The 24,988-nt window shown below is 61.6% G+C and carries 20 protein-coding genes and 1 pseudogene; 11 read left to right on the top strand and 10 right to left on the bottom strand.

Translation table 11 applies throughout. The annotated features are described in order from the left end of the window. The first annotated feature begins 4 nt into the window (after positions 1-4). The gene (locus X771_RS138445) at positions 5-613 is read left to right on the top strand and encodes a class I SAM-dependent methyltransferase (RefSeq protein ID WP_023690156.1); all 609 of its coding nucleotides are present in this window, start codon (positions 5-7) and stop codon (positions 611-613) included. A 28-nt stretch (positions 614-641) separates the two neighbouring features. On the opposite strand, the gene X771_RS138450 is transcribed toward X771_RS138445, so the two are convergent. After that, a complete protein-coding gene (locus X771_RS138450) occupies positions 642-1,583 on the bottom strand; it encodes a phosphoribosylaminoimidazolesuccinocarboxamide synthase (protein ID WP_023690155.1) in 942 nt (313 codons plus the stop codon). 172 nt (positions 1,584-1,755) lie between these two features. On the opposite strand from X771_RS138450, the gene X771_RS138455 reads away from it, so the two are divergent. Both X771_RS138455 and X771_RS138460 read left to right on the top strand, forming a co-directional pair. Further along, entirely contained in the window at positions 1,756-2,730 is a 975-nt protein-coding gene (locus X771_RS138455; protein WP_023690154.1) for a DUF3592 domain-containing protein, read from the top strand. A gap of 24 nt (positions 2,731-2,754) precedes the next feature. After that, a complete protein-coding gene (locus tag X771_RS138460) occupies positions 2,755-3,357 on the top strand; it encodes a hypothetical protein (protein ID WP_245262764.1) in 603 nt (200 codons plus the stop codon). A gap of 260 nt (positions 3,358-3,617) precedes the next feature. On the opposite strand, the gene X771_RS138465 is transcribed toward X771_RS138460, so the two are convergent. The 3 genes and pseudogenes from X771_RS138465 to X771_RS01000000165465 all read right to left on the bottom strand — a co-directional run bounded on the left by X771_RS138465 (position 3,618) and on the right by X771_RS01000000165465 (position 8,905). Continuing rightward, the gene (locus X771_RS138465; RefSeq protein ID WP_084566833.1) at positions 3,618-4,628 is read right to left on the bottom strand and encodes a serine/threonine-protein kinase; all 1,011 of its coding nucleotides are present in this window, start codon (positions 4,626-4,628) and stop codon (positions 3,618-3,620) included. A 4-nt stretch (positions 4,629-4,632) separates the two neighbouring features. Continuing rightward, the gene (locus tag X771_RS1000000168370) at positions 4,633-5,103 is read right to left on the bottom strand and encodes a hypothetical protein (RefSeq protein ID WP_156936041.1); all 471 of its coding nucleotides are present in this window, start codon (positions 5,101-5,103) and stop codon (positions 4,633-4,635) included. Positions 5,104-5,232: 129 nt separating this feature from the next. Next, positions 5,233-8,905 (bottom strand): annotated as a pseudogene (locus X771_RS01000000165465) (vitamin B12-dependent ribonucleotide reductase). Positions 8,906-9,635: 730 nt separating this feature from the next. Between X771_RS01000000165465 and gltX the strand changes: the two are divergent. Beyond that, positions 9,636-11,009, top strand: coding sequence for a glutamate--tRNA ligase (gene gltX / locus X771_RS138480; RefSeq protein WP_023690149.1), 1,374 nt, complete (start codon positions 9,636-9,638; stop codon positions 11,007-11,009). Here the strand turns inward: gltX and X771_RS138485 are convergent. Continuing rightward, positions 10,927-12,123 (bottom strand): DUF2865 domain-containing protein, encoded by a 1,197-nt coding sequence (locus X771_RS138485; RefSeq protein ID WP_023690148.1) that lies wholly within the window; start codon positions 12,121-12,123, stop codon positions 10,927-10,929. The two genes, gltX and X771_RS138485, sit on opposite strands and share 83 nt — an antisense overlap. A 203-nt stretch (positions 12,124-12,326) precedes the next feature. Between X771_RS138485 and X771_RS138490 the strand changes: the two genes are divergently transcribed. Further along, positions 12,327-12,947 (top strand): DUF1287 domain-containing protein, encoded by a 621-nt coding sequence (locus tag X771_RS138490; RefSeq protein ID WP_023690147.1) that lies wholly within the window; start codon positions 12,327-12,329, stop codon positions 12,945-12,947. A gap of 5 nt (positions 12,948-12,952) precedes the next feature. On the opposite strand, the gene X771_RS138495 is transcribed toward X771_RS138490, so the two are convergent. Both X771_RS138495 and X771_RS0135080 read right to left on the bottom strand, forming a co-directional pair. Beyond that, positions 12,953-15,277, bottom strand: coding sequence for an NADP-dependent malic enzyme (locus X771_RS138495; RefSeq protein ID WP_023690146.1), 2,325 nt, complete (start codon positions 15,275-15,277; stop codon positions 12,953-12,955). 159 nt (positions 15,278-15,436) lie between these two features. Further along, positions 15,437-16,216, bottom strand: a complete 780-nt coding sequence (locus X771_RS0135080) for an SDR family oxidoreductase (protein WP_023816575.1) — start codon at positions 16,214-16,216, stop codon at positions 15,437-15,439. A 120-nt stretch (positions 16,217-16,336) separates the two neighbouring features. On the opposite strand from X771_RS0135080, the gene X771_RS138500 reads away from it, so the two are divergent. Both X771_RS138500 and X771_RS138505 read left to right on the top strand, forming a co-directional pair. Continuing rightward, complete coding sequence (locus X771_RS138500; protein ID WP_023690145.1) at positions 16,337-17,152, top strand: UDP-2,3-diacylglucosamine diphosphatase; 816 nt, start codon at positions 16,337-16,339, stop codon at positions 17,150-17,152. A gap of 104 nt (positions 17,153-17,256) precedes the next feature. After that, complete coding sequence (locus X771_RS138505) at positions 17,257-18,471, top strand: MFS transporter (protein WP_023690144.1); 1,215 nt, start codon at positions 17,257-17,259, stop codon at positions 18,469-18,471. On the opposite strand, the gene dgcA is transcribed toward X771_RS138505, so the two are convergent. Further along, the gene (gene dgcA / locus X771_RS138510; RefSeq protein WP_023690143.1) at positions 18,442-19,425 is read right to left on the bottom strand and encodes an N-acetyl-D-Glu racemase DgcA; all 984 of its coding nucleotides are present in this window, start codon (positions 19,423-19,425) and stop codon (positions 18,442-18,444) included. The two genes, X771_RS138505 and dgcA, sit on opposite strands and share 30 nt — an antisense overlap. Before the next feature lie 77 nt (positions 19,426-19,502). Here dgcA and X771_RS138515 point away from each other — a divergent pair, with 77 nt between their 5' ends. Genes X771_RS138515 through X771_RS138530 form a run of 4 tightly spaced genes read left to right on the top strand, consistent with a single transcriptional unit; the run spans position 19,503 to position 23,652 of the window. Continuing rightward, a complete protein-coding gene (locus X771_RS138515; protein ID WP_023690142.1) occupies positions 19,503-20,765 on the top strand; it encodes an ABC transporter permease in 1,263 nt (420 codons plus the stop codon). 4 nt (positions 20,766-20,769) lie between these two features. Further along, positions 20,770-21,585: an ABC transporter ATP-binding protein gene (locus tag X771_RS138520; RefSeq protein WP_196813757.1), complete on the top strand. Its 816-nt coding sequence runs from the start codon at positions 20,770-20,772 to the stop codon at positions 21,583-21,585. 14 nt (positions 21,586-21,599) lie between these two features. Continuing rightward, positions 21,600-22,973 carry an MlaD family protein gene (locus tag X771_RS138525; RefSeq protein WP_023690141.1) on the top strand — a complete coding sequence of 458 codons (1,374 nt, stop codon included), beginning with the start codon at positions 21,600-21,602 and terminating at the stop codon, positions 22,971-22,973. After that, complete coding sequence (locus X771_RS138530; RefSeq protein WP_023690140.1) at positions 22,954-23,652, top strand: ABC-type transport auxiliary lipoprotein family protein; 699 nt, start codon at positions 22,954-22,956, stop codon at positions 23,650-23,652. Before X771_RS138525 ends, X771_RS138530 begins: the two co-directional genes overlap by 20 nt. 34 nt (positions 23,653-23,686) lie before the next feature. Here X771_RS138530 and X771_RS138535 read toward each other — a convergent pair whose 3' ends face one another. Beyond that, complete coding sequence (locus X771_RS138535; protein ID WP_023816580.1) at positions 23,687-24,439, bottom strand: RNA ligase family protein; 753 nt, start codon at positions 24,437-24,439, stop codon at positions 23,687-23,689. Positions 24,440-24,445: 6 nt separating this feature from the next. Then, positions 24,446-24,988 (bottom strand): hypothetical protein (locus tag X771_RS01000000165460; protein ID WP_033001501.1); only part of this gene is annotated, 543 nt, incomplete at its 5' end.

Raw genomic sequence — 24,988 nt, 5'->3', positions numbered from 1 at the left:
AAAGATGACTGTGCCATCCGAGGATCTGGCGAAGAGCCGCCAAACGATCAACGCCTATGAGGACTATGCCGAACGCTACGACGCTCTGGTGCGGCACGTTCCGAACCAAAGAGAACAGAAATGGCTGAAGCGCCTGGTGAAGATCGCCGGCAAAGGTGGCCGGATTCTGGAAGTCGGTTCGGGGCCCGGATACGATGCGGACTTCGTCGAAGGGCTCGGTGTCCAGGTTCGGCGCACAGACGCAACGAAGCGGTTTCTCGAGTTGCAGGCCGCACGCGGCAAGCATGGTGAGTTTCTCGATCTCATCACCGACGATCTCGGCGGCCCCTACGACGCGGTGCTCGCATTGTGCGTCCTGATCCACGTGCCGCGCGAGCAGGCCGACCAGGTGCTTGCCAAGATTGCCGGGTCGTTGCGGCCGGGCGGCGCCTTCCTCGTCTCGATGCGCATTGGCGATGGCGAGAAGAGCGGCGAATATCATACGGTCTACTGGCGCAGGGACGACTTCGCGGCCCGTCTCGAAAGCGCCGGGCTGGTCCTTGTCGGAGACGAATTCAACGTCGGCCGCGATCGCGAGGAATGGACCACCTTCCTGGCTGTGAGGCCGTCATGACGCGGCGCGGACTGCCAGGCAATCGCTGTCAGAAATAAGGCCTCAAATTCTCGCGAATACGGTCCAGCACCGTCTTTCCCGAGGTGTCGGCAGTGAAGGTCTTGCCGGTGATGGTCTCAAAGGCCTGCGTGTAGACCCGCGACGTCTGCTCGATCAGCTCGGCCGGGATTTTCGGAATACGGTCCTTGTAGGGGTCGCATCGCGCCGTGACCCAGGCGCGGATAAAATCCTTGTCGAAACTCTGCGGCCGCTCGCCTGACTTGAAACGCTCTTCATAGCATGCCGCGAGCCAGTAGCGGCTGGAGTCGGGCGTATGGATTTCGTCTGCGAGGATGACGGCGCCATCCTTGTCCGTGCCGAACTCATATTTGGTGTCGACCAGGATCAGGCCGCGCTTGGCGGCCAGCGCCTTGCCGCGCGCAAACAGCGCCAGCGCATAGCGCGAAACGGCGTCCCATTGCTCTTCCGACAACAGGCCCCGCGTCAGAATCTCATCGCGCGTCAATGGCTCGTCATGACCGCCATCGAGCGCTTTGCTGGTCGGCGTGATGACGGCCTGCGGCAGCTTCTCATTGTCGCGCAACCCGTCCGGCAGCCGGATGCCGTACATATCGCGTTCGCCGTTCTTGTATTTCGTCAGCACCGAAGTGCTGGTGGTGCCGGCGAGGTAGTCGCGAACAACGATTTCCACCGGCAGGATATCGAGCCTGGTGCCGACAACGACATTGGGGTCGGGATAATCGAGCACATGGTTCGGGCAGATGTCGGCGGTTTCCTCGAACCAGTAGCGCGCCGTCTGCGTCAGCAGCTCGCCCTTGAGCGGGATCGCGGTCAGGATCACATCGAAGGCGCTCAGGCGATCGGTGGCGATGATGATGCGGCGGCCATCCGGCAGATCGTAATTCTCGCGGACCTTGCCTTTGTAGTGATTCGGGAGTTCCGGAATGAAGGCATCTGAAAGAACGCGCAGTGCTGTCATCCTGGTCTCGTGGCTCCTGACGGTTTGGGCCACTCTTAACAAAGTTGGCGAGGCTTCGATACCCGAGGAAGGGTGGTTCGGCTTTTGCGAATAAACAAGACATTGCCGTCGCCGTGCTATCTATTTGAAGCTTCCGGCACTCCTGGGGGGATTGGGGGACGCGGTGGAACTGCAATTTCTGATCGTCGGGTTTTTCTGCGTGGTCGCGGCCGCTCTGTCGCTCATCACGTTCGTCAAATGGCGCGAGGTGCAGGCGATGAGCCACTGGCTGCCGACGCCAGGCAAGATCATCTCGTCGCGCGTCGAGGCGCGCAAGGTGAAGGTCTCGGGCGTCGGCGCCGACAGCGAGAAGGTCACCGAAGTCAGGAATTTTCCCGCCATCACCTTCGAATACAAAGTGGCCGGCAAGAAATATCGCGGCTCGCGTTACAGCGTGAAGGAAAATCTTGGCAATTTCGAAGTCGATGAAACCCTGGCGCAGTTTCCAACAGGCGCCGAGGTGACGGTGTTTTATAACCCGGCCGACCCCAGCAAGGCGGTGATCGAGCGCACCTTGCCGGACGGCGCCTTCAAATTCATGGTCAAGCTGTCTGCGGGGCTGGTGATCGGTTCCGCGGTGTTGGTGTTTTCCACCGGTGGTGTTCTGGAGGCGATCAGGCCGTTCCTGCATAAGCCGGAAAAACTCGGCATCGCGATGGTTCTGTTTTTCATGGGCCTGTTCATCCTGCTCATGGGAATAGCCCATAAGGTGCTTGCAAGGCGGGCGACAAAATGGCCGGTTGCCGCCGGCCGCATCGATGCTTCGGGACTTGAGACGATCCGGATCGATGCCGGCACCCAACGCTGGCGCCGCGCCTTTCGGTCTCGCATCGTCTACAGCTATGAGGTTGCCGGTCGGCGCTACATTTCCAGCCGCGTCACCTTCGGCGCCGCTGTCGCCGCTTCGCTGGCCGCCCTGGTTCGGGGCCAGTCGCAACGCTACGCCGAAGGCAGCGAGGTCAACGTCCACTACGACCCCGTCAACCCGGCCTCATCGGTGCTCGAATGCAGGGTGCGCGGGCTCTGGCTGCTTTGGGTCTGTTCGGCTGGCTTTATTGGTGCTGCGGCCTGGCTGGTCGGGCTCGTGCCTTCACTTTGACAGGATGCAGCGATGAATAGCGCCATGAGATCGATTGTCTGGATATGCACGCTGTTTGCCTCGGCGGCGATTGCCGTTGCGCATGCAGACGAGCCCGTTCCATCACGCCCACCGATCGACAAATGCGTGTGGGAAAAACTGGCCGACAAGACGGTCGGTTTGGCCGCCTGGGCACAGCGCTGCGATTTCGGCTTCCGCCAGATCCATTTCGAATTCGTCGGCAACGCGCTCGCCATCAAATACAGCGATGGCGAGGGCGCCGACCCTCTGGTCGAGGTGTTCGACATCAAATCAGGCGAAACCGCCGAGGCTGCCGTGCTGCGCCTGTCGCTGGAAAAGACCGATAAGGCCGTCAGCGCTCGCTGCGTGCTGGCGCCCTACACCGAGGGCACCGTGCTCGCCGGCGTCAAACGCTACACATTCAGCCCGGATGCTGCCTATGCGAAGGAACTGAAAGCGCTCGCCAATGACGAGGTTCCCGAACCGCCCTGCGGCGACTGGGGCGAAATGCCTGATGGGATCCAGTATTTCGAGGTGCCGGCGGGCGAGGGGCAGAGGGTGCTGTTCGTCCGCGCCGGGCAGGACGAGCCGCTGTTTGATGAGCAGACGCTGCGGGTGGTGCCGTAGGGGTAGGCGTCGGACGGGAGCCAGAGCGGATTGTGGTCAAGTCGCCTGGTATGGCGTTCATTGCGGCGAGAAGGCTTGGCGCAAGGCGGCAGAAATTGGCTACCGCAGACCACATCTAAAGCGCGTCGCGCTGAAACGGATTCATGCGACGCGCTTTAAGTCTTTGTTTTGATGCATGTCGTTGTCCCAGAACCGCGGCACACTTCAAGGCGACATGCATTAGGCCTGCGGTCCATAATCGTTGGAAAGTCGATTAATGATCAGCGAAGTGAGCTTTGCGATACCTTCTGGCTCAATCCTGCTATCGCTTCTGACATAGTCGAAAATTTCGCGCAGCTTTCGTTTTTCCGTCTTCCGTTCACCTGATAGATTACCTCGAATGAGTTTTTCCCAGGTGCAATCGTCAGACGATGCTCCTTAGTTCCATCTTCTGCGATCCAGTCGTTTGGTTGAGTTTGTATCCATTCCAGTCTGATCGAAAGACTCTCAAGCGCCTGCCGCATCTCGTGCGCACTTTTAAAACGCTTTGCTGGGTCATGGTTGCAAGCCTTGTTGCACACTCTTTTCAATCTTTCAGGAATGTAGCCAGGATAACCAATTCGCTTGACCACTTGGCCCTTCTCGACCATCGATTTGCTTATCGGAAAAGCGCCCCAATCCCGCATGTTGCACGCCAACTGATAGAGCGACATCCCTGTTGAAAATATCTCTGTGGCGACAGAGGTTACCTTGGCAGAAAACAGCTCTGGCGCCGAATATATTGGGGTCCCCGCAGCGCTGCCGTGAGGAACTCCACCAGTGGCCTTCGCGAGGCCAAAATCAGACAACTTCGCGTACTTTCCTTTCAGCATGAAATTTGCAGGCTTGATGTCGCGGTGCAAAACGGAATTATTGTGAGAATTTTCCAAAGCAAAAAGTATGTCGATAACCCATCTTATTGCCATTCTTAATGAAACATGTTGTTTCTCCAAGAATGCCTCTGCCGAGCCGTCAGGGAGATACTCCATCTCGATGGCGGCGTACTTTTTTCCAGCGTGGGTGATTGGTTGCACGTCAAATACTTCGACTACGCGATCGTGTTTGCAAAGATGAAGTACTTGAGCTTCGATATGAGCTTTAAATGCAGCCGGATCCGTGTTTTCAACGTATTTTACCGCACACTCTCGATTCATTGCCAGATCGATTGCGTGATAAACTTCGCCGAACGCGCCCGCGCCGACGTATTTTAGTATGCGAACATTGCTAATCGTGTCGTTAGCCGAGAACAACATGAAATCACTCCAGTGCCGCTCGCCAAGCAACTAACACACTCTTTCGCTGCATTTCGTCCCACAGGGGAGGATGCGCTTGAAATTTTGCATCTACTGCATGTATAGGTTTGGCGCCAGCAGGGAGGCCAAATGGCCCTCCTTTAATAAAAGCCTGAGGCGTAAAAACTTTTATTGGAATATTGTTAGATTTGCAGCACTGCGAAAGTATTCCGAGAGGCAGTATTTGATACCGTGATGAATTTCGGCTTTTGCTTTCCCAAATTTCAATGGAAGAAACTAAGTCTGGTTTTTGTGCTTTAAAAAGTTCGTTAAAATCGAGACGCCACCGTTCAACAAGGTCGGAAAGGTCGAGCTCTACGTCGTACTTTATTGACCCGTGGTTCAAATACGTCAAATTTGATGCGATGTTTGAAAGCGTAGAGTATCTTATTTTTCCTTTTTGATAGCTAAACCCCATTATTTTTGAATAAGGCATGCCATTCCCCACCGGTTCATTTTGTTATTTGTGATGCGCTATAACCTGTTTTTGAAGATCATGAAACAAAAAAAGGCGGCGCAATATGCACCGCCTCTTTCTGCTTGAGATTAAGAAACGCGAGAAGTCTCAGCTGCACCCGCTCGTGGCGCCGCACGTATCGCACTTCTCACAAGTCCCGTTCCGAACCATCGTAAAGTTCTGGCACTCGGAGCAGGAATTGCCGGTGTAGCCTTGCAAAAGTGACTTGGCGCGGCGGTCGGCGGCGAGTTTCTTGGCTTCGGCCGCTTCGTTGGCCGCAGCGTCGGTGAACAGTGCCGCGGTAGCGTCGGTGGAAGCCGCGTCCTGCTCGAAGGCGATGTCCTCTGCCAATTCCTTGGCCCGCTCCTCATAGTCGCGCTTGTAGGCGACCGCCTCGTCGCTGGCCGGCTTCAGCGCCAGCACATTGGAGCCGGAGAAGGCGGTGGGCGCCGAGCGGGCAGGGGTGCCGGCGCCGGCAAAACCCTTGGGATCACTGCTCGTTGCCCGCGACACCAGCTTTACCGGCGAGGCGCCACGGGTCAGGCCCTTGGAGACCGCGTCCGTCTTGCCTTCGCTGATGCCGCGTCCCAATGCCGTGTTGGAAAAATCCGACTGGTCGACATGGGCGAGGTCGTTGCGGCCGAGATAGGAGATGGCGAGCTCGCGGAACACGTAGTCGAGGATCGACGTCGCACTCTTGATGGCGTCGTTGCCCTGCACCATGCCGGCCGGCTCGAATTTGGTGAAGGTGAAGGCGTGGACATATTCGTCGAGCGGCACGCCGTACTGCAGGCCAAGCGAGATGGCGATGGCGAAGTTGTTGAGCAAGCCGCGCAGGGTTGCGCCTTCCTTGTTCATGTCGATGAAGATCTCGCCGAGACGGCCATCGTCATATTCGCCGGTGCGCAGGAAGATGGTGTTGCCACCGATCTTGGCCTTCTGCGTGTAGCCCTTGCGGCGTCCCGGCAGCTTTTCCTGCTCGCGCGACACGCGCTCGATGATGCGCTCGACGATCCGCTCGGTGATCTGCGCCGCACGCGCCGCAGCCGGTGCTGCGATAAGCTGCTCGACCATGTCGTCCTCGTCGTCCTCGCCATCGGCGAGCAGCGAGGAGTTGAGCGGCTGCGACAGTTTTGAGCCGTCGCGGTAAAGCGCGTTGGCCTTCAGCGCCAGCTTCCACGACAGCATGTAGGCGCCCTTGGCGTCTTCAACCGTCGCATCGTTGGGCATGTTGATGGTCTTGGAGATGGCGCCGGAGATGAAGGGCTGTGCCGCCGCCATCATCTGGATGTGGCTGTTGATCGAAAGCGAACGCTTGCCGATCTTGCCGCACGGGCTGGCGCAGTCGAACACCGCGAGGTGCTCGGCCTTGAGGAAGGGCGCGCCTTCCAGGGTCATCGCACCGCAGACATGGATGTTGGCGGCTTCGATGTCCTTCTTCGAGAAGCCCAGCGCCGGCAGCATCTCGAACGAGAAATCGTTGAGCTGTTCGTCGGTGAACCCAAACGTCTCCTTCACCCAGTCGGCGCCGAGCGTCCACTGGTTGAAGACGAACTTGATGTCGAAGGCCGACTTCAGCGCCGCATTGAGCGCGGCGATCTTGTCATCGGTAAAGCCCTTCGCCTTGAGCGAGCCGGGGTTGACCGCCGGCGCCTGGTTCATGTTGCCGTGGCCGACCGCATAGGCCTCGATCTCGGCCAGCTGGCTTTCGGAATAGCCCAGCGTGCGCAGCGCTTCCGGCACGGCGCGGTTGATGATCTTGAAATAGCCGCCGCCGGCAAGCTTCTTGAACTTCACCAGCGCGAAGTCAGGCTCGATGCCGGTGGTGTCGCAATCCATGACCAGGCCGATCGTGCCGGTCGGCGCAATCACGGTTGCCTGCGCATTGCGGTAGCCATGCTCCTCGCCGAGTTCGATGGCGCGGTCCCAGGCAGCCTTGGCGTGGACGAAAAGCTCCTGCTGCTTGAGGTCGGACGCGACCAGCGGCACCGGATTGACGGCAAGCTTCTCGTAGCCGCCCTTTTCGCCGTATGCGGCGCGGCGGTGGTTGCGCATGACGCGCAGCATGTTCTGGGCGTTGCGGTCGTAGTCGGCGAAGGCGCCGAGCTCGCCGGCCATCTCGGCCGATGTGGCATAGGCAATGCCGGTCATGATGGCGNAGACGTGTGCTCTTCCGATCTATCTCCTTCGACGGGAACTGCGCCATCATCACCGAGATTTCGAGGACGACGGTCCACAGCCGTACCGTGTGCTCATAGGCGGCGATATCGATCGTGCCGTCGGCATTGCGGTAGGGCAAAAGGTTGATCGAGGCCAGGTTGCAGGCCGTGTCGTCGAGGAACATGTATTCCGAGCACGGGTTGGAGGCCCGGATCGCACCGGCCGAAGCGCAGGTGTGCCAGTCGTTCATCGTCGTGTTGAAATGCAGGCCCGGATCAGCGGAAGCCCAGGCGGCGTAGCCGATCTTTTCCCAGAGGTCGCGTGCCTTCAGCGTCTTCAGCACCTTGCCGTCCTTGCGGGCGGTCAGATGCCAGTCGGCGTCGTCCTCGACGGCGCGCAGGAAGTTGTCCTTCAGCGACACCGAATTGTTGGAGTTCTGGCCGGAAACGGTGAGGTAGGCGTCGGAATCCCAGTCGGTGTCGTAGGTCTTGAACGACATCGCGGTGTAGCCCTGCTTGGCGAACTGGATGACGCGGTAGATGTAGTTCTCCGGCACGGCCGACTTCTTGGCCGCCTTGATCTCGCGCTTCAGCGCGGTGTTGATCGACGGGTCGAAGCAATCGTCATCATGGCCTTCGCAATTGATGCAGGCCTTCATGATCGCTTCGAGATGTTTTTTCACGATCTTGGAGCCGGTGACCAGCGACGCCACCTTCTGCTCTTCATTGACCTTCCAGTCGATGAATTCCTCGATATCGGGATGGTCGGCGTCGACAATGACCATCTTGGCCGCACGACGCGTGGTGCCGCCCGACTTGATTGCGCCCGCCGCGCGGTCGCCGATCTTGAGGAAGCTCATCAGGCCGGACGAACGGCCGCCGCCCGACAGCTTTTCGCCTTCGCCGCGCAGCATGGAGAAATTGGAGCCGGTGCCCGAGCCGTATTTGAACAGGCGCGCTTCGCGCACCCACAGGTCCATGATGCCGCCTTCGTTGACGAGATCGTCCTGCACGCCCTGGATGAAACAGGCATGCGGCTGCGGATGCTCGTAGGAGGACTTCGACTTGGTCAGCTTGCCGGTAAACGGGTCGACATAATAGTGGCCCTGGCTCGGACCATCGATGCCGTAGGCCCAGTGCAGACCGGTGTTGAACCATTGCGGCGAGTTCGGCGCAACGCGCTGGGTGGCGAGCATATAGGCGAGTTCGTCGCGGAAGGCGCTCGCGTCTTCTTCCGACTTGAAGTAGCCGCCCTTGTAGCCCCAATAGGTCCAGGTGCCGGCCAGCCGGTCGAAGACCTGGCGGGCGTCGATTTCGGAACCGTAGCGCTCGGCTTCCGGCAGCTTGGCAAGCTCGGCCTCGTCGGCGACGGAGCGCCACAGGAAGGAGGGGACGTCGTTCTCCTCGACCTTCTTCAGGCGCGCGGGCACGCCGGCCTTGCGGAAATACTTCTGCGCCAGGATGTCGGCGGCAACCTGCGAGAACTGCGCCGGCACATCGATATTGTCCAAGCGGAACACCACCGAGCCGTCCGGATTCTTGATCTCCGAAAGCGCCTTGCGGAATTCGATCTCCGCGTAAGCTGATTGGCCTGGCTTGGTGAAACGACGCTCGATGCGCATTGGTCCGGTCCCTTTTGTCTATATATAGCGCTTTTCCCCGGGGATTTCTGCCCCCAATGCGAAACGCGCATGTCCGCCGTCTGCCGGCGTTCGAAAACACCGGCTCTCCTTGTCGCACTCTTCGTCGCCTTGCTGGTCGAGCTTCTTACGAAGCCGCTGTTCCAACTCTGCGCCGAACCCTGCGGGTCCCTCAAAACTGAATTTTTCCTCGATTCCCTCGACCGAGGGAAATTCACACTATCTAGCGTCGAACCTGCCTGCAAACACTAAATATAGTGTTAACAGACAATTTATTCCAGTCCGACAAATCTCCCTTTTCGCTCCCGAAGCCCCACGATCCAACGCTTCCGCCAGCCTCGTAAACAGGCGGAAATCATGGCCAAAACGCACAAAATCCGGGAAAATGACCGGGCTCGAAACTCTCCGGTCGCGCCCTCAACAAGAGCACATGGCACATAAAAGGCGACTCGGTTTGCGTCGTCAAGGATTCGTTTGCGTAGCTTTTGTGACCCCAACATCTTGTGTGTCACATATGTGGATAACGGGGACAAAAAGCGGCTGAGGGAAGCCCGATTCTGCCGGCGTGGACCGCTGGTGAGCGGTTCACCCGAGACAGGCCCGGCCGGATTCTGGCTCACAGCCTTTTCATTTTAGCTGGCGTGCATTATGTCTTTGGCGTCGCGCGGGGGCGCGTCTTGTCAATTCCAAGAGCATCCGTTACGCCCCGCCCATGACAGTTACCGTCCGTTTTGCCCCCTCACCAACCGGCCGCATTCATATCGGCAATGCCCGCACCGCCTTGTTCAACTGGCTGTTTGCCATGAACAACAAGGGCCGTTTCATCCAGCGCTTCGACGACACAGACATTGCCCGCTCGAGGCAGGAATTTTCCGACGCCATCCTCTACGACCTGCACTGGCTGGGGATTTTTCCCGACGCCACCGAATACCAGTCGCGGCGCTTCGAAACTTACGACGCGGCAGTGGAGCGGCTGCAAAGGGCCGGCGTTGTCTATCCCTGCTACGAGACCCCCGAAGAACTCGACCTGCGCCGCAAGGTGCGCCGCACGCGCGGCCTGCCGCCGGTCTATGGCCGCGAGGCGCTGGCGCTTTCGCAGCAGCAGATCGCCGAATACCGCTCCGATGGCCGCCGGCCGCACTGGCGCTTTCTGCTGCCGAATTTCAGCAGCGATCCGCTGCAGCCCGAACGCACCGAAATCCACTGGAACGATCTGGTGCGCGGCGAGGAAACCGTCGATCTGGCCTCACTGTCCGATCCGGTGCTGCGGCGCGAGGACGGCACTTATCTCTACACGCTGCCTTCGGTCGTCGACGACATCGAGATGGGGGTCAGTCATGTCATTCGCGGCGACGACCACGTCACCAACACCGGCGTGCAGATCGCGCTGTTCAAGGCATTGGGCGCCGAGCCGCCTGTCTTCGGCCACCACAATCTCTTGACCACGGCCTCGGGCGAGGGCCTGTCGAAGCGCAGCGGTGCGCTGTCGATCGAAAGCCTGCGCGAGGAGGGCATCGAACCGATGGCTGTGGCTTCGCTGGCCGTCCTTGTCGGCACCTCGGAAAATGTCGCGGCGGTGCATGACATGCCGGCACTGGCCGCGCGCTTCGATCCCGCCGCCACGTCGAAATCGGCGGCCAAATTCGACCCGGACGAGCTGTTCGTGCTCAATCGTGCGCTCATGCACCACATGCCGTTTTCCGAGGCGCGGGATCGGCTGATCGTGCTCGGCATCTCCGGCGACAAGGCCGAGCCGTTCTGGCTGGCGGTGCGCGGCAATCTCGACCGGCTGAGCGACGCGGTCGGCTGGTGGCGCATCCTTGCCGACGGCCCGCAGCCGGCGCCGGAATTTTCCGACGAGGATCGCGACTTCCTGCAGCAGGCCTTCGACCTGTTGCCGGAAGAGCCGTGGACCGGTACGGTCTGGAAAGACTGGACGGCCAGGATCAGGGAAGCCAGCGGCCGCAAGGGCAAGGCGCTGTTCATGCCGCTCAGGTTGGCGCTTACCGGACTTGCTTCCGGGCCGGAGCTTGCAGATCTATTGCCGCTGCTGGGTCGGGAAGGAACGCTGGCCCGACGACCCTGACCTTGCGCTGGTCCGGCGGGATCAGCGACACCGGCGACACCACCGGCTTGACGGCAAGGCGCTTGATGGCGGCGCGGTCGAGCCCGCCTTGTACGTTCGCCAGCGTCTCCGGATCCGCGCCCGGATCGGGTTTGGCCGCCGGCACCGGAATGAATGGCGTTGTCTCGGTATCAGGCTGCGATTGCTCGGGCGGTGGCGGGTTGCCGCCGATGATCTCGAAATTTCCGGCCTGCGCATTGCAGCCACAAGCCAGCGGCCGCGACATGTTGGGCTGTTTGTAGAGATAGGCGGTCGGCAACTCGCTGTAGGGCCTGCCGGTCACCGACGACGTCATGTTGGCCGAATCGTCTTCCATGCCGCGCGAATAGAACACCTGCATTTCGGTGCCGGGGCAGCTCGATTCGCAATTCTTCTGGTCGCGCTCGAAATCGCCGAGCGAAGCCGAGTTCGACATCGGGAAGAAATAGCCGTCGCAGGTGCGCACGCAGCTCGTATGAAACTCGCCGCCAACCGTCGGGAAATCCGGCACGCCGGGCTGGTTGAGGACGCGGCGCACATTGCGCTCCTCGCCGGGATCATCGGGCTGATCGAGCGTGTCGATCTGCCGGTTGCCGCCAAAAAGCTGGTCGAACAGATTGCCGTCGTCGGGTTCGCGGCTGGCTTCCTGCAGCGGCTCCCGGCGCGGCGCGGGCTCGTCGCGGCAGCCATTGGCGTCGAGCGCGGCCAGGATGCGGCCGCGGTCGCCCCGCGAGCCGCCGCCGGCAAGCTGCGCGCGCTTGGCTTGCAACGCATCGAGATTGGCGTTCATGCGATCGATGCTGCTGTTCAGCGCAGCACATTGGCTGACATTGCGCGAAAACAGCGAAAACCCGCAATTCGCATCGCTCGCACGACCGCGCACCTTTGATAGCTGTTCGAACTGGCGGGAGATGGCCTTGTCATACTTCCGCACCATGCTGGAATTGCCGCCGCCATTCGATGAAGAAGCAAGCTCGGCTTCCAGTTGACGGCAAACGCGGGAGGCGGCCTGCGGTTCAGTGGTGGCGACGGCCGAAAGCACAAGCGCGCCGAGCAGCGCAGCCAGGTGCTTCAGCCTCCATCGTCCGCCCGTCATTGCCCGAACCCCGCTTGCCTGCCTGTCTACCGGATTCGCGGTTAACCGTTCCCTCAATCTACAACCAAAGATGGTCTTAGCCCATAGAGGCGTTGCAGGAGGCGTTTGGATAGGGCGGCAACTGTGCGATCTCACCGCTGCATGAAAAAGGCGCAATCGCCCCGGAATTATCCCACGATCCAGCAATGCCCCGGGGAGCTGGCATGACCGCGATTACCCGTCGAACCGCACTGCAGTTCGGCCTCCTGTGCCTGGCGGCGCCCGCAGCCTTGGCGCAGGAAAATCCAGCCGCTCCGGACTGGCGCAGCAAATTGGTCGAAGCCGCGCGTGAGCAGGTCGGCGTCACCACCTTCTACGACCCGGCCTATGTCCGCCTCGGCTATCCCGGCGGCGACGTCGCGCCGGATAGGGGCGTGTGCACGGATGTCATCGTGCGCGCCTATCGCCGCGCCTTCAATCTCGACCTGCAGAAACTGGTGCATGAGGACATGGCGGCCAATTTCGCCGCCTATCCCAAGACCTGGGGCCTGAAAGCGACCGACCGCAACATCGACCACCGACGGGTCGGCAATCTTGCCGCTTTTTTCGGGCGCAACGGAGTTTCCTTGCCCGCCAGCGAGTATCCTCCCGACTTTCAGCCGGGCGATATCGTCACCCAGATGCTGCCCGGCAACCTGCCGCACATCGTCATCGTCTCATCCGAACGCTCGGCGGACGTGCCGGAACGAGCGCTGGTCATCCACAATATCGGGGCGGGCGCCCGCGAGGAGGACACGTTGTTTGCCTTCACGCAGACCGGGTATTACCGTTTCGTGCCTGCCTGACGGCGTCAGTTGAAATCAACCACCGCCTGCGCCTTGTGCGCCGCCTCGACCACCGCAAGCGCCGTCATGTTGACGACGCCGCGCGAGGTCACCGACGGCGTCAAAATATGCGCCGGCTTGTCGGTGCCAAGCAGGATCGGCCCGACATGCAGCGCGTCCATCATCGTGCGCAGCGCGGTCAGCGTGATGTTGGCGGAGTCGAGGTTGGGGAACACCAGGAGATTGGCTTCGCCCTTCAGCCGCGAATGCGGATAGACGCGCTGGCGCAGATGCTCCGACAGGGCTGAATCGGCATGCATCTCGCCGTCGCATTGCAGGTCGGGCGCAACGCGCGCCAGGATCGCCGCTGCCTGCCGCATCTTCAGCGCGCTGGGAGAATCACGCGAGCCGAAATCCGAATGCGACAGCAGCGCTGCCTTCGGCTCGATGCCGAAGCGCTGGATTTCCTCCGCCGCCAATATGGTCATTTCGGCGATTTCCTCGGCCGTCGGGTCGACCGAGACATGGGTGTCGGTGAGGAAGATGATGCCGCGCTGCGAGATCAGCATCGACAGCGTCGACAGGTCGCGGTCCTTGACGCCCGCGCGTGGTCCGATGACCAGCGTCACATTGCGCAGATGCCGCTCGAAACGGCCCTCAAGGCCGCAGATCATGGCGTCGGCGTCGCCGCGTTTGAGGGCCAGTGCCGCAATCACCGTATTGTCGGTGCGCACCATGGTGCGCGCGGCCTCCGTCGTCACGCCGCGCCGACCGGCAAGCTCGATCAACAGGTCGACATAATGGCGGTAGCGCGGATCGTCTTCCGGGTTGATCAGGCCGAAATCGACGCCCGGCTTGATACGCAGGCCGTAGCGCTTCAGCCTGACCTCGATGACGTGCGGGCGGCCGATCAGGATCGGCTCGGCAATGCCTTCCTCCAGCACCACCTGGGCTGCGCGCAACACGCGCTCGTCCTCGCCGTCGGCATAGATGACGCGCTTGGCGGTCGACGCCTTGGCCGACGAAAACACCGGCTTCATCACCAGGCCGGAGCGGAAGACGAAGCGGTTGAGCTGGTCGATATAGGCGGCGAAGTCGGTGATCGGCCGGGTCGCGACGCCGGTGTCGCAGGCAGCCTTGGCCACCGCCGGCGCGATGCGCAGGATCAGGCGGGGATCGAAGGGCGAGGGGATAAGGAAGTCGGGTCCGAAGATCGGCGTCTCGCCGGAATAGGCGCGGGCGGCGACGTCGGATGGTTCTTCGCGGGCAAGCGCGGCGATCGCCCGAACCGCGGCCATCTTCATCTCCTCGTTGATGGCGCTGGCGCCGCAATCCAGCGCGCCGCGAAAGATGTAAGGAAAACAAAGCACGTTGTTGACCTGATTGGGAAAATCGGAACGGCCGGTGCAGATCATCGCGTCGGGACGGGCGGCGCGCGCGACCTCCGGCATGATCTCGGGATTGGGGTTGGCCAGCGCCAGGATCAACGGCTTAGGCGCCATATGCTCAAGCAATTCCGGCTTCAGCACGCCGGCGGCCGACAGGCCGAGAAAAACGTCGGCGCCAGGGATCACATCGGCCAGCGTGCGCGCCTCGGTGTCCTTCACATAGGGGTCTTTCCAGCGATCCATCTCGTCGGTGCGGCCCTTGTAGGCGACGCCGAAGCGGTCGGTGACCCAGATATTCTCTACCTTGGCGCCAAGCGAGACCAACAGGTTGAGGCAGGCGAGCGCTGCCGCACCGGCGCCTGCGGTGACGATCTTGATGTCCGAAATGTTCTTGCCGGCGAATTCCAGCCCGTTGAGCACGGCGGCGGCGACGATGATGGCGGTGCCATGCTGGTCGTCATGGAAGACGGGAATGCCCATGCGGGCCTTCAACTGCGCCTCGACCTCGAAGCATTCGGGCGCCTTGATGTCCTCGAGATTGATGCCGCCGAAAGTCGGTTCCAGCGCCGAGATCGTCTCGACCATGCGCTCTATGCCCGGCGCATCGATCTCGATGTCGAAGACGTCGATGCCGGCGAATTTCTTGAACAGCACCGCCTTGCCTTCCATCACCGGCTTGGAGGCGAGCGGGCCGATATTGCCGAGGCCGAGAACGGCCGAGCCGTTGGAGACGACGCCGACCAGATTGGCGCGCGCCGTGTAGTCGGCGGCGGTCGCCGGATCGTCGCGGATTTCGAGGCAGGGGGCGGCAACACCAGGCGAATAGGCCAGCGCCAGATCGCGCTGGTTGCCGAGTGGCTTGGTCGCCTGGATCTCGAGCTTTCCCGGCCTTGGATGCTTATGGAAGTAGAGGGCGGCTTCGTCGAGGTCCGAACGTGCCGTTTTCTTGTTCTCGCCTTCCATGCGGCCGCTCCCTCAAACCTGCTTTGCAGCCTTTTAGCACGCAAAAATGGTTTTTCGCGACGCCAAATGACGCAAGGGCGGCTAAAACAACCGGGGCCTAAAAGACCGAATTATTTCAATCGGTTGCGCGGAAATCCTGCTGAGGATGCACTGAGCCCTTTAGAACGCGCTGACATAGAGGCCGCCATCGACCGGGATGTTCTGACCGGTGAGATAGCCGGCATGGACCGAGCACAGGAAGGCGCAGATCTGGCCGAACTCTTCCGGCGTGCCGAGCCGCTTGGCCGGAACGTCGGCGCTGATGCGGGTCTTGCGCGCAGCGGCCGCTGCCGGGTCTTCTATCGTGCCGGCCTCATGCGGGCCGCGCAGCCGGTCGGTGTCGAGCTTGCCCGGCAGCAGGCTGTTGATGGTGACGTTGCGGTCGACCACCGTGCGCGCCACGCCGGCCAGGAACGAGGTCAGCCCGGCTCGCGCGCCGGACGACAGATCGAGGCCGGGAATCGGGACGTAGACCGACAGCGAGGTGATATTGACGATGCGGCCGAAGCCGCGCTTGGCCATGCCGTCGATCACGGCCTGCACCAGTTCGATCGGCGTCACCATGTTCTGCGTCACGCCTTCGAGGATCTTTGCGCGGTCGAGTTCGCGGAAATCGCGCAAGGGCGGGCCGCCATTGTTGTTGACCAGGATATCCGGGTCGGGGCAGGCGGCCAGGATTGCCTTCTGCACCTCGGGTTTCGAGACGTCGCCGACGATCTCGGTCACCTTCACGCCGTAGCGTTCGCGCAGTTCGGCTGCGGTTTTTGCCAGCAGCTCGGCATTGCGGCCGTTGACAACGAGATCGCAGCCGGCCTCGGCCAGCGCCGTGGCGCAGCCGCGGCCAAGCCCTTTGCTCGATGCGCAGACGATGGCCTTCTTGCCCTTGATGCCAAGATCCATGACGATTTTCTCCTGTGAATGGCGCGGCACGCTAGCCCTTTGGCTGGCCCAATCGCAACCGTCATACGGTTGTTGCATGAATCGGGGCATAGCCTGCGCGAAAGCAACGGTGACGATCTGATGTCCGGTACAGAAACCCGCACTTTCCGCAGCATGTTCATATCCGACCTGCATCTCGGATCGAAGGCGGCCAAGGCCGAGTTCCTGATCGATTTCCTGCGGTATCACGATGCCGATATCATCTATCTCGTCGGAGACATCGTCGACGGCTGGCGTCTGCGGCGCAGCTGGCATTGGCCGCAGAGCCACAATGACGTCGTCCAGAAACTGCTGCGCAAGGCGCGCAAGGGCACCTCGATCACCTATATCGCCGGTAATCACGACGAATTCGCGCGCCAGTTCCAAGGCGTGCATTTCGGCGGCATCGTCGTTGCCGACCGCGCCATCCACGAAACCGCCGATGGCAGGCGCCTGCTGGTCATCCATGGCGACCAGTTCGACACCGTCGTCCACAATGCACGCTGGCTGGCCTATCTCGGCGATTACGCCTATGACGCGGCGATGCTGGTCAACCGCGCGGTGACGAGGCTGCGCCACCTGCTTGGGCTTCCCTACTGGTCGTTCTCGTCCTGGGCCAAGGTCAAGGTCAAGAAGGCGGTCAACTTCATCGGCTCGTTCCAGACGGTGCTGACCGAGGAGGCCCGCCGCTCGCATGTCGACGGCGTCATCTGCGGCCACATCCATCACGCCGTGATCGAGACTTATGAGGATGTGCAGTACATCAACACCGGCGACTGGGTGGAGAGCTGCACGGCGGTGGTCGAACATTTCGACGGCAAGATGGAGATCATCCACTGGGCGCTGGTGCTGCCCGAAGCACCGGACGAGCCGTTCATCCCCTTGCTGATCGAAGACAGGGTCGTCGAAGCGGCATAACCCTCCTGTTAATCGACTGGTCCAGGCAGTTTCGGACCGCTTTCGCGCATGTTAAGGGATCGATCTGCGTTGCAGCCCTTTGTGCAGCGTAATTGGATCGATTCATGTCGCTGCCGCCGCTTTCGCCTGAACAACTCGTCAAGCCGCGCCATTTCGAACTGCGCATGAGCCTGATCTTCGCGACATTGTTCGTGTCGCTGGGAACGCATGTGCCTTATTTCCCGCTGTGGCTGCATGCCCAGGGTTTCCACGCCGAGCAGATCGCCATCATCCTGGCGGCGCCGATGTTCCTGCGCGTGGTGACGACGCCGCTGCTGACCGCGCTGGCCGACCGGGCGAAGGACAGGGCCGATGTCTATATTGCGCTGGTGGCCGCGACGATGGTGCTTTCCGCCGGCTATTTCTTCACTCCCACCTATGCGGCGGTGCTTGCCGTATCGCTGGCGCTCACGGTGGTGTGGACGCCGCATTCGCCGATCGCCGATTCGCTCGCGCTGTCGGGTGTGCGCCGCTTTGGCTCGAACTACACCGCGATGCGCAAATGGGGCTCGATATCCTATCTCTGCGCCAATGTCGCAGGCGGCTTTATCCTCGCCTGGACGAGCCCGCAGGCCGTGCCGGTAATCATCTTTGCGGCATTGTCTGCCGCGCTCGTCGCCGGATTGCTGGCGCCGCGGCTTGGCCGCCCGCGCCGGGCTTCGCCGCTTTCGGCCGCCGACATCCAGCATCAGGCGCCGAGCCTTCTCAATCCGTATTTCCTGTATTTCACCCTCGGCGTCGGCATCATCACCGCCAGCCATGCCTTCCTCTACGGCTTTGTCTCAATCTACTGGAAATCGGTCGGCATCAGCGATTCCGTCGTTGGCCTGCTGTGGGCCTGGGGCGTGGTGGCCGAGGTCTGCATGTTCGTGTTTTTCAACCGTATTTTTGCCTCCGTCTCAGTCGTCAAGGTGATGCTGATCGCCGGCGTCGGCTCCATCGTGCGCTGGATCGCCTTTCCGTTGATCTGGCCACTCGGGCTTGGCGTTGCCGGTTTCTTCGGCGTCCAGACCCTGCATTCGGTGTCGGTGGCGATGGTGTTGATCGGCCTGCAGAAGATGATCGGCGAAACGGTTTCGGAAGAACGCACGGGTGCGGCGCAAGGCATTGCCTATTTCTTCAACGGCTTCTTCATGGCGGCGGTGACGCTGGCGTCCGGCCCGCTTTACGAGCGCTACGGCGTCGACGGCTTCCTGGCGATGATCCCGATCGCCATCGTCGGCCTGGCGCTGATCGGGCTCGCCGCGCGTTCAGCCCCACAGCATCCTGTCAGGCGGTGACACCAGCGACCCCTGGTACACGAGGCCGGGCTGGCGGTCGCGGGCAAGCAGCAGCGGACCGTCGAGGTCGACGAAGTCGGCGCCTTGCGCCAAAAGCACTGCCGGCGCCATCGCCAGCGACGTGCCGACCATGCAGCCGACCATCACGCCGAATCCCAGCTCCCGGGCGCGGTTGCGAAGGGTAAGGGCGGCGGTCAGGCCGCCGGATTTGTCGAGCTTGATGTTGACGGCGTCATAGAGGCCGACAAGCGTTTCGAGGTCCTTCGCCTCGTGGACGCTTTCGTCTGCGCAGATCGGCACCGGATGCGCGATGTGGCGCAGGATGGCATCATGGCCGGCGGGAAGCGGCTGTTCGATCAGGGCTATGCCATGTTCGGCGGCGAAAGCGAGATTCTCGATGATGTTGGCATCGATCCAGCCTTCATTGGCGTCGAGGATGATGCGGCTGTCGGGCGCCGCTTCGGTCACGGCGCGGATGCGGGCCATGTCGTTGTCGCCGCCAATCTTGACCTTGAGCAGCGGCCGCCCGGCATTGGCGCGGGCTTGCGCCGCCATTGCCTCCGGCTCGCCCAGCGACAGCGTGTAGGCCGTCTCCAGCGCCGACAAGGGCACAACGTGGATGGCGTCCGCGACCGCAACGCCGCTGATCTTGGCCTCCAGGTCCCACAAGGCGCAATCGATGGCGTTGCGGGCAGCACCCGCCGGCATCGCATCGAGCAGTTCCTTGCGGCTGATGCCGCCTTCTATCTGCCGGCGCATGGCCTCGATGGCGTCGCGCACCCCCTCCATGGTCTCGCCATAGCGCTTGTAGGGGACGCATTCGCCCCATCCGCGATTGTCCCCATCACTGATCGTGCAGGTAATGACTTCGGCTTCGGTCTTCGACCCGCGCGAGATGGTGAAGGTGCCGGCAATGGGAAAACGCTCGGCCTCAACCGAAATGACACGCGCCATAATTTTCTGCTCCGGCTATGCGACAACGCGTCGTCGGCAAATCGACAGGTACGACCCGTCAGGCTAAACAGGACGCCATGTTGACCATCGGCAAACGCGACGCAAGCGGCAACGCCGCCAAGGAGGCCGACCACCAGCCCCGCGTTGCGGTCGGCGAGGAGGGCGGCGTCCTCCGCTGCGCTTTCTCCGGCATCTGGACGACGACGACAGTGGCGCTGATCGACGCCGAGATGCGCAAGATCGAGCAGCGCAAAGGCTTCCAGACGCTCGCTTTGGATCTTTCCCACATCGAGAAGATGGACACCGCCGGCGCCTGGCTGATCGATCGCCTGGTCAGTGTCTTCGAAAAGAAGGGTGTCGAGATCAAGATGCAGGGGCAAAGCGATGTCGCCTCGATCCTGCTCGGCGCCGTTGGCGAAGCTGTCCGGCGCGAGCCCGAATCGCGCGGCGTCCGGCGCCCCAACATCATCCTCCGCGGGCTGGAGGCGGTCGGCCGCCGCATCTATGAGATGCGCGACGACTTCCTCGCCTCGATGAACATCCTCGGCGCCACCATCGGCGGCGCCCAGATGAAGCTCGGGCGCGGCCATGCCATCAATCCGGCGGCGATCTTCAACCAGATCGATCGCATGGGGGTCGGCGCCATCCCCGTGGTGGTGCTGATGTCGGCGATCGTCGGCGCCATCGTCGCCCAGCAGGGCGCCTACCAGCTCAATTATTTCGGCGCCAACATTTTCGTTGTCGATCTGGTCGGCGTGCTGATCCTGCGCGAACTCGGCGTGCTGATGACCGCCATCATGATCGCCGGCCGCTCCGGCAGCGCCATCACCGCCGAGATCGGCTCGATGAAGATGCGCGAGGAGGTCGACGCGCTGAAGGTCATCGGCCTCAACCCGATCGGCGTGCTGGNGATCGGCTCGATGAAGATGCGCGAGGAGGTCGACGCGCTGAAGGTCATCGGCCTCAACCCGATCGGCGTGCTGGTGTTTCCGCGCCTGGTGGCGCTGGTGATCGCGCTGCCCTGTCTCACCATCGTCGCCAATTTTGCCGCTCTTGGCGGCGGCATCCTAGCCGCCTGGCTTTATTCCGGTATTGCGCCGACGGCCTTCATCGACCGGCTGCGCGGGGCAATCGATATCAGCACCATCTTCGCCGGGCTGATCAAGGCGCCGTTCATGGCCATGATCATCGGCACCATTGCTTCCGTAGAAGGCATGAAGGTCGGCGGCAGCGCCGAATCGCTGGGTCTGCACGTCACCGCCTCGGTTGTGAAATCGATCTTCGTCGTCATCATCCTCGATGGCCTTTTTGCCATCTTCTACGCATCGATCGAGTTCTGACATGATGCGCAGAAACTCAAAGGCGACCAAGGCTGTGCAGGGAATGGAAGAAGACGATATCGTGCTGTCGGTGCGCGATATCACCGTTGCCCTGGACGACAAGCTGATCCTCGACAAACTGGCGCTCGACATCAAGCGCGGCGAAATCCTCGGTTTCGTCGGCGCCTCGGGCGCCGGCAAATCGGTGCTGCTGCGCACGATTCTCGGCCTGCTGCACAAGCAGTCCGGCACGATCAAGCTGTTTGGTCTCGACCTCGAAAAGGCCAGCGACATCGAGCGGTTGCGCATCGACATGCGCCTTGGCGTGCTTTTCCAGCACGGCGCCCTGTTTTCGGCGTTGACCGTGCAGGAAAACGTGCAGGTGCCGATGCGCGAATATCTCGATCTGCCGAAGAAACTGATGGACGAGCTGGCCTTGCTCAAGATCGAACTGGTCGGCCTGCCGCCGGACGCCGCGCAAAAATTTCCCTCGGAGCTTTCGGGCGGCATGATCAAGCGCGCCGCCCTGGCGCGGGCGCTGGCGCTCGACCCCGACATCGTCTTCCTCGACGAGCCGACGTCCGGCCTCGACCCGATCAGCGCGTCCGAATTCGACGAATTGGTGGTGAAGTTGCGCGATACGATGGATCTGACGGTCTATATGGTGACGCACGATCTCGACACGCTGTTTACCGCTTGCGACCGCGTGGCGGTGCTCGGCAACAAGAAAATCCTGGTCGAAGGCACGATCGACGACATGCTGAAAAGCGAAGAACCGTGGGTCAAATCCTATTTCCGCGGAAAACGCGCTCGGCAACTTGATCTTGCCGCGCGCGCATAGACATAAGTGGGGCAATGGAAACCAGAGCCAACTACGTAATTGTCGGCATTTTCACCCTGGCTGCGATCCTGGCGGCGTTCGGGTTCGTCTATTGGACCGCCCAGATCGGTGATCGCGGCGAGACGGCGGAGCTGCGCGTGCGCATTCAGGGTTCGGCCTCCGGCCTCGGCCCCGGCAGTCTGGTGCTGTTCAACGGCGTCAAGGTCGGGGTGGTCAAGCGCGTCTATTTCGACCGCAATGACCCCAATGCCGCCATTGCTACGACCGAGATCGACCAGACAACGCCGCTCACCAAATCGACGCAGGCCGATATCGGCATCGCCAGCCTTGCCGGCCAGGTCAACATCGAATTGAAGGGCGCCGATCCCAAGGAACCGAACCTGCTGGAAGAGGCGGCAAAGGAAGGCAGGACGGCCGAGATCATCGCCAATCCGTCGGCGGTCACCAACCTGCTGCAGACGGCGCAGAACATCTTCACCCGCGCCGACAAGGTGCTTTCCGACCTAGAAGGTTTCACCAGGGATGTGCGCGGGCCGCTGACCCAGACCGTCAAGAACGCCCAGACATTTTCCGATGCGCTGGCCAGGAATGCCGACGGCATCGACAAGTTCCTGACCGCCGTCAGCGCGCTGTCGGATGAGCTGAAGGGTGTTTCCGGCAAGCTCGACGGCACGCTGAAGGCTGCCGAAGGCCTGCTCAATGCCGTCGACAAGGACAAGATCAAGAGCATCGTCGCCAATGTGGACGCCGTCACCGCCAATCTGAAGGAGACCAGCGGACAGCTCGACGGAGTGATCAAGAACGTCGATACCGCGGTCGGCTCGGTCAACGATTTCGCCACGCGCACGCAAGGCACGCTGGCAAAGGTCGACAATGTGCTCGACGGCATCGATCCGGCGCAGGTGCGCGTGGCGCTCGCCAACATTCAGAAGGCCAGCGAAAATGCCAACAAGGCCGCCGCCGACATCGCCAAGGTGACCGACAAGTTCGCCGACCGGGCCGACGACATCGACGAGACGATCAAGGACGCCAAACAGCTTGCGTCGCGCCTCAACGATGCCTCGGTGCGCGTCGACGGCATCCTGAAAAGGGTCGATACGCTGCTCGGTTCGGGCCAGGCCGACGGCGTCATGGCCGATGCCAGGGACACGCTGAAGTCGTTCAAGCAGGTCGCCGACACGCTGAACGCCCGGCTTGGCACGATCACCGACAACATCGCGCGCTTCTCGGGCCAGGGCCTGTCGAATGTCGAGGCGCTGGTCCAGGACAGCCGGCGTTCGATCAGTCGCATCGAAGAGGCGGTGACCGATCTCAGCCGCAACCCGCAGCGCATCCTGTCGGGCGGCGACGGCGAGGTCCGGCAGTTCGATGGCAGGGCACGGCGTTGACTTCCGTGCCCGCCCGCAGCAATTACATGGACCGCGGATGCGGATTCATCATACGATCCGGGGACAGTGGGGATCACGCGTGACGTTCGGGTTGGGTGGGTATAGATCGGCGGCCGTTTTGCTTGGCCTGACGCTGGCTGGTTGCGCGGCATTGGGAGGCAAGCCGGCGCCGCTCGATACGTTCGAGCTGTCCGCCCCGTCGATCGACGCCCATGGCCACAGCCGCCGCCAGATCCTGATCGCCCAGCCATCCGCGCTCAAGGCGCTGGACAGCCAGAACATCGTCATCAAGCCGTCAGATCGCTCGATCCAGTATCTCAAGGGCGCGCAATGGGCCGACCGGCTGCCGCTGATCGTGCAGGCGAGGCTCGCCGAAACCTTCCAGCGCTCCGGAAGCTTTGCCGGCGTCGGCAAGCCGGGCGAGGGGCTGGCGATCGACTACCAGGTGATCGTCGAGATCCGCTCCTTCGAAGTCCGCGTCAATGGTGGCGAGCATGCCGAGGTCAATCTCTTCGTGCGCATCCTGAACGACCGCAACGGCGAGGTGCGCGCCTCGAAGAGCTTCACCGCATCCGCTCCCGTCTCGGGCAGCGGCAATCCGGCCTATGTCAGCGCGCTCGACAGCGCCTTCGGCGAGGCGGCGAAGGATATTGTGGGCTGGACGGATTCGGTGATCTGAGCGAACCCGGCGAGGCGCTTGAGACCCAGGAACCTTAGCCGCCTGGCAGACGGTTGGTGATCAGTTCTGCCTTCATCCAGTGGGTTTCACTCTGGACATGTCCTGCCCGTACATATTTGCCCATGCGAATGGGCATGTCTGCCTCAGCAAATGCTTCGGCAACCCTAGCCACAAAGCCTTCTTGCTTGGCCTTATCCAGGGACGCAGCCAGATTATCGAAGAGGTTGGGGCTGAAAGGCCCACGATAGAGCGTGGGAACAGGAGTGATGCCCAGTTCCTCAAACCGGGCCAGGGTCAAATCCCACGGTTGAATTTCGGCCCCGATGATCCATGCAAAGCCAAGAAAAAATGACGGCAGCGCATCATACGCAACCGAATGTCGGGCATAGAGGTTCTCGCCGACGATCCGTTCATCGTCAGCAAGTTGCGGTGAAACATTTGCTGCAAATGCCTTCAGCCAGTCTCGGGATGGATGATAACGGCTATCGGGACTGCGCGCGTGAGAGCCATCGCGATGAAGGGTTGTGTTCTCTCCATCCATCTTCTCGGTGACCACAAGATCAGCCACCCTTAGTCCTTCAAGCGACGCCATGACCTTGTCGTCGCTGGTGGCTCCGACCGATATCGGCAGATGAAAGGTGCGACCGTATTTCCTCATGCTGGAGGCATAGCTTGCAGCCCATCGCGCCAGCAAGGGCAGCCTGAGTTCTTTGCGCTCGTCATTGTTCGATCCATGACAAACGAAAAAGGCGGGAAATTTCCCGCCTTTTTCATTTTGATGCAGCAATCGTAGCTAGTGCAAACGGCCGCTCGCATGGGCCAGCATGGTGTAGACCTTGCCGGTGTCCGACGTCAGGTAGGTCTGCGCCATGATGTTGTCGCGGTCGTTGCGCGAGACGTCCTTGAGCAGCTTCTCGAAATCGTCGCAGTAGCGGTCGACAGCGGTGCGGAACTCCGCCTCTGCCTGATATTTGCGGCGGATTTCGTCGAAGGTCTGCTGGCCCTTGAGCGTGTAGAGGCGGCGCGTGAACACGTCACGCTCGCCGCGCCGGTAGCGGTTCCACAGCTCGATCGAGGCGTCGTGGTCGATCGCCCGGGCAATATCGACCGAGAGCGAGTTGAGCGACTCCATGACATGCAGCGGCGAGCGCTGGGCGGGAGTTGCGCGCGGTGCTTCCGCGGGCGCTGCCGGCCTGGCGACTTCCTCCTCGCGCGATGCTCCGGTCAGGAGATCGCGCACCCAGCCGCCTTGCGGCGTGCGGGCGTTGGCGTCGCGCTGGCGCGGTGCTTCGGCAGGGCGTTCGATTTCGAGCGTGCCACGCAGGCCGCCGAGCGG

It is taken from the genome of Mesorhizobium sp. LSJC269B00, assembly GCF_000502815.1.
Taxonomy (GTDB): Bacteria; Pseudomonadota; Alphaproteobacteria; order Rhizobiales; family Rhizobiaceae; genus Mesorhizobium.
The sequence above is the reverse complement of the archived record's forward strand: the minus strand, read 5'-3'. Positions and strand labels throughout refer to the sequence as shown.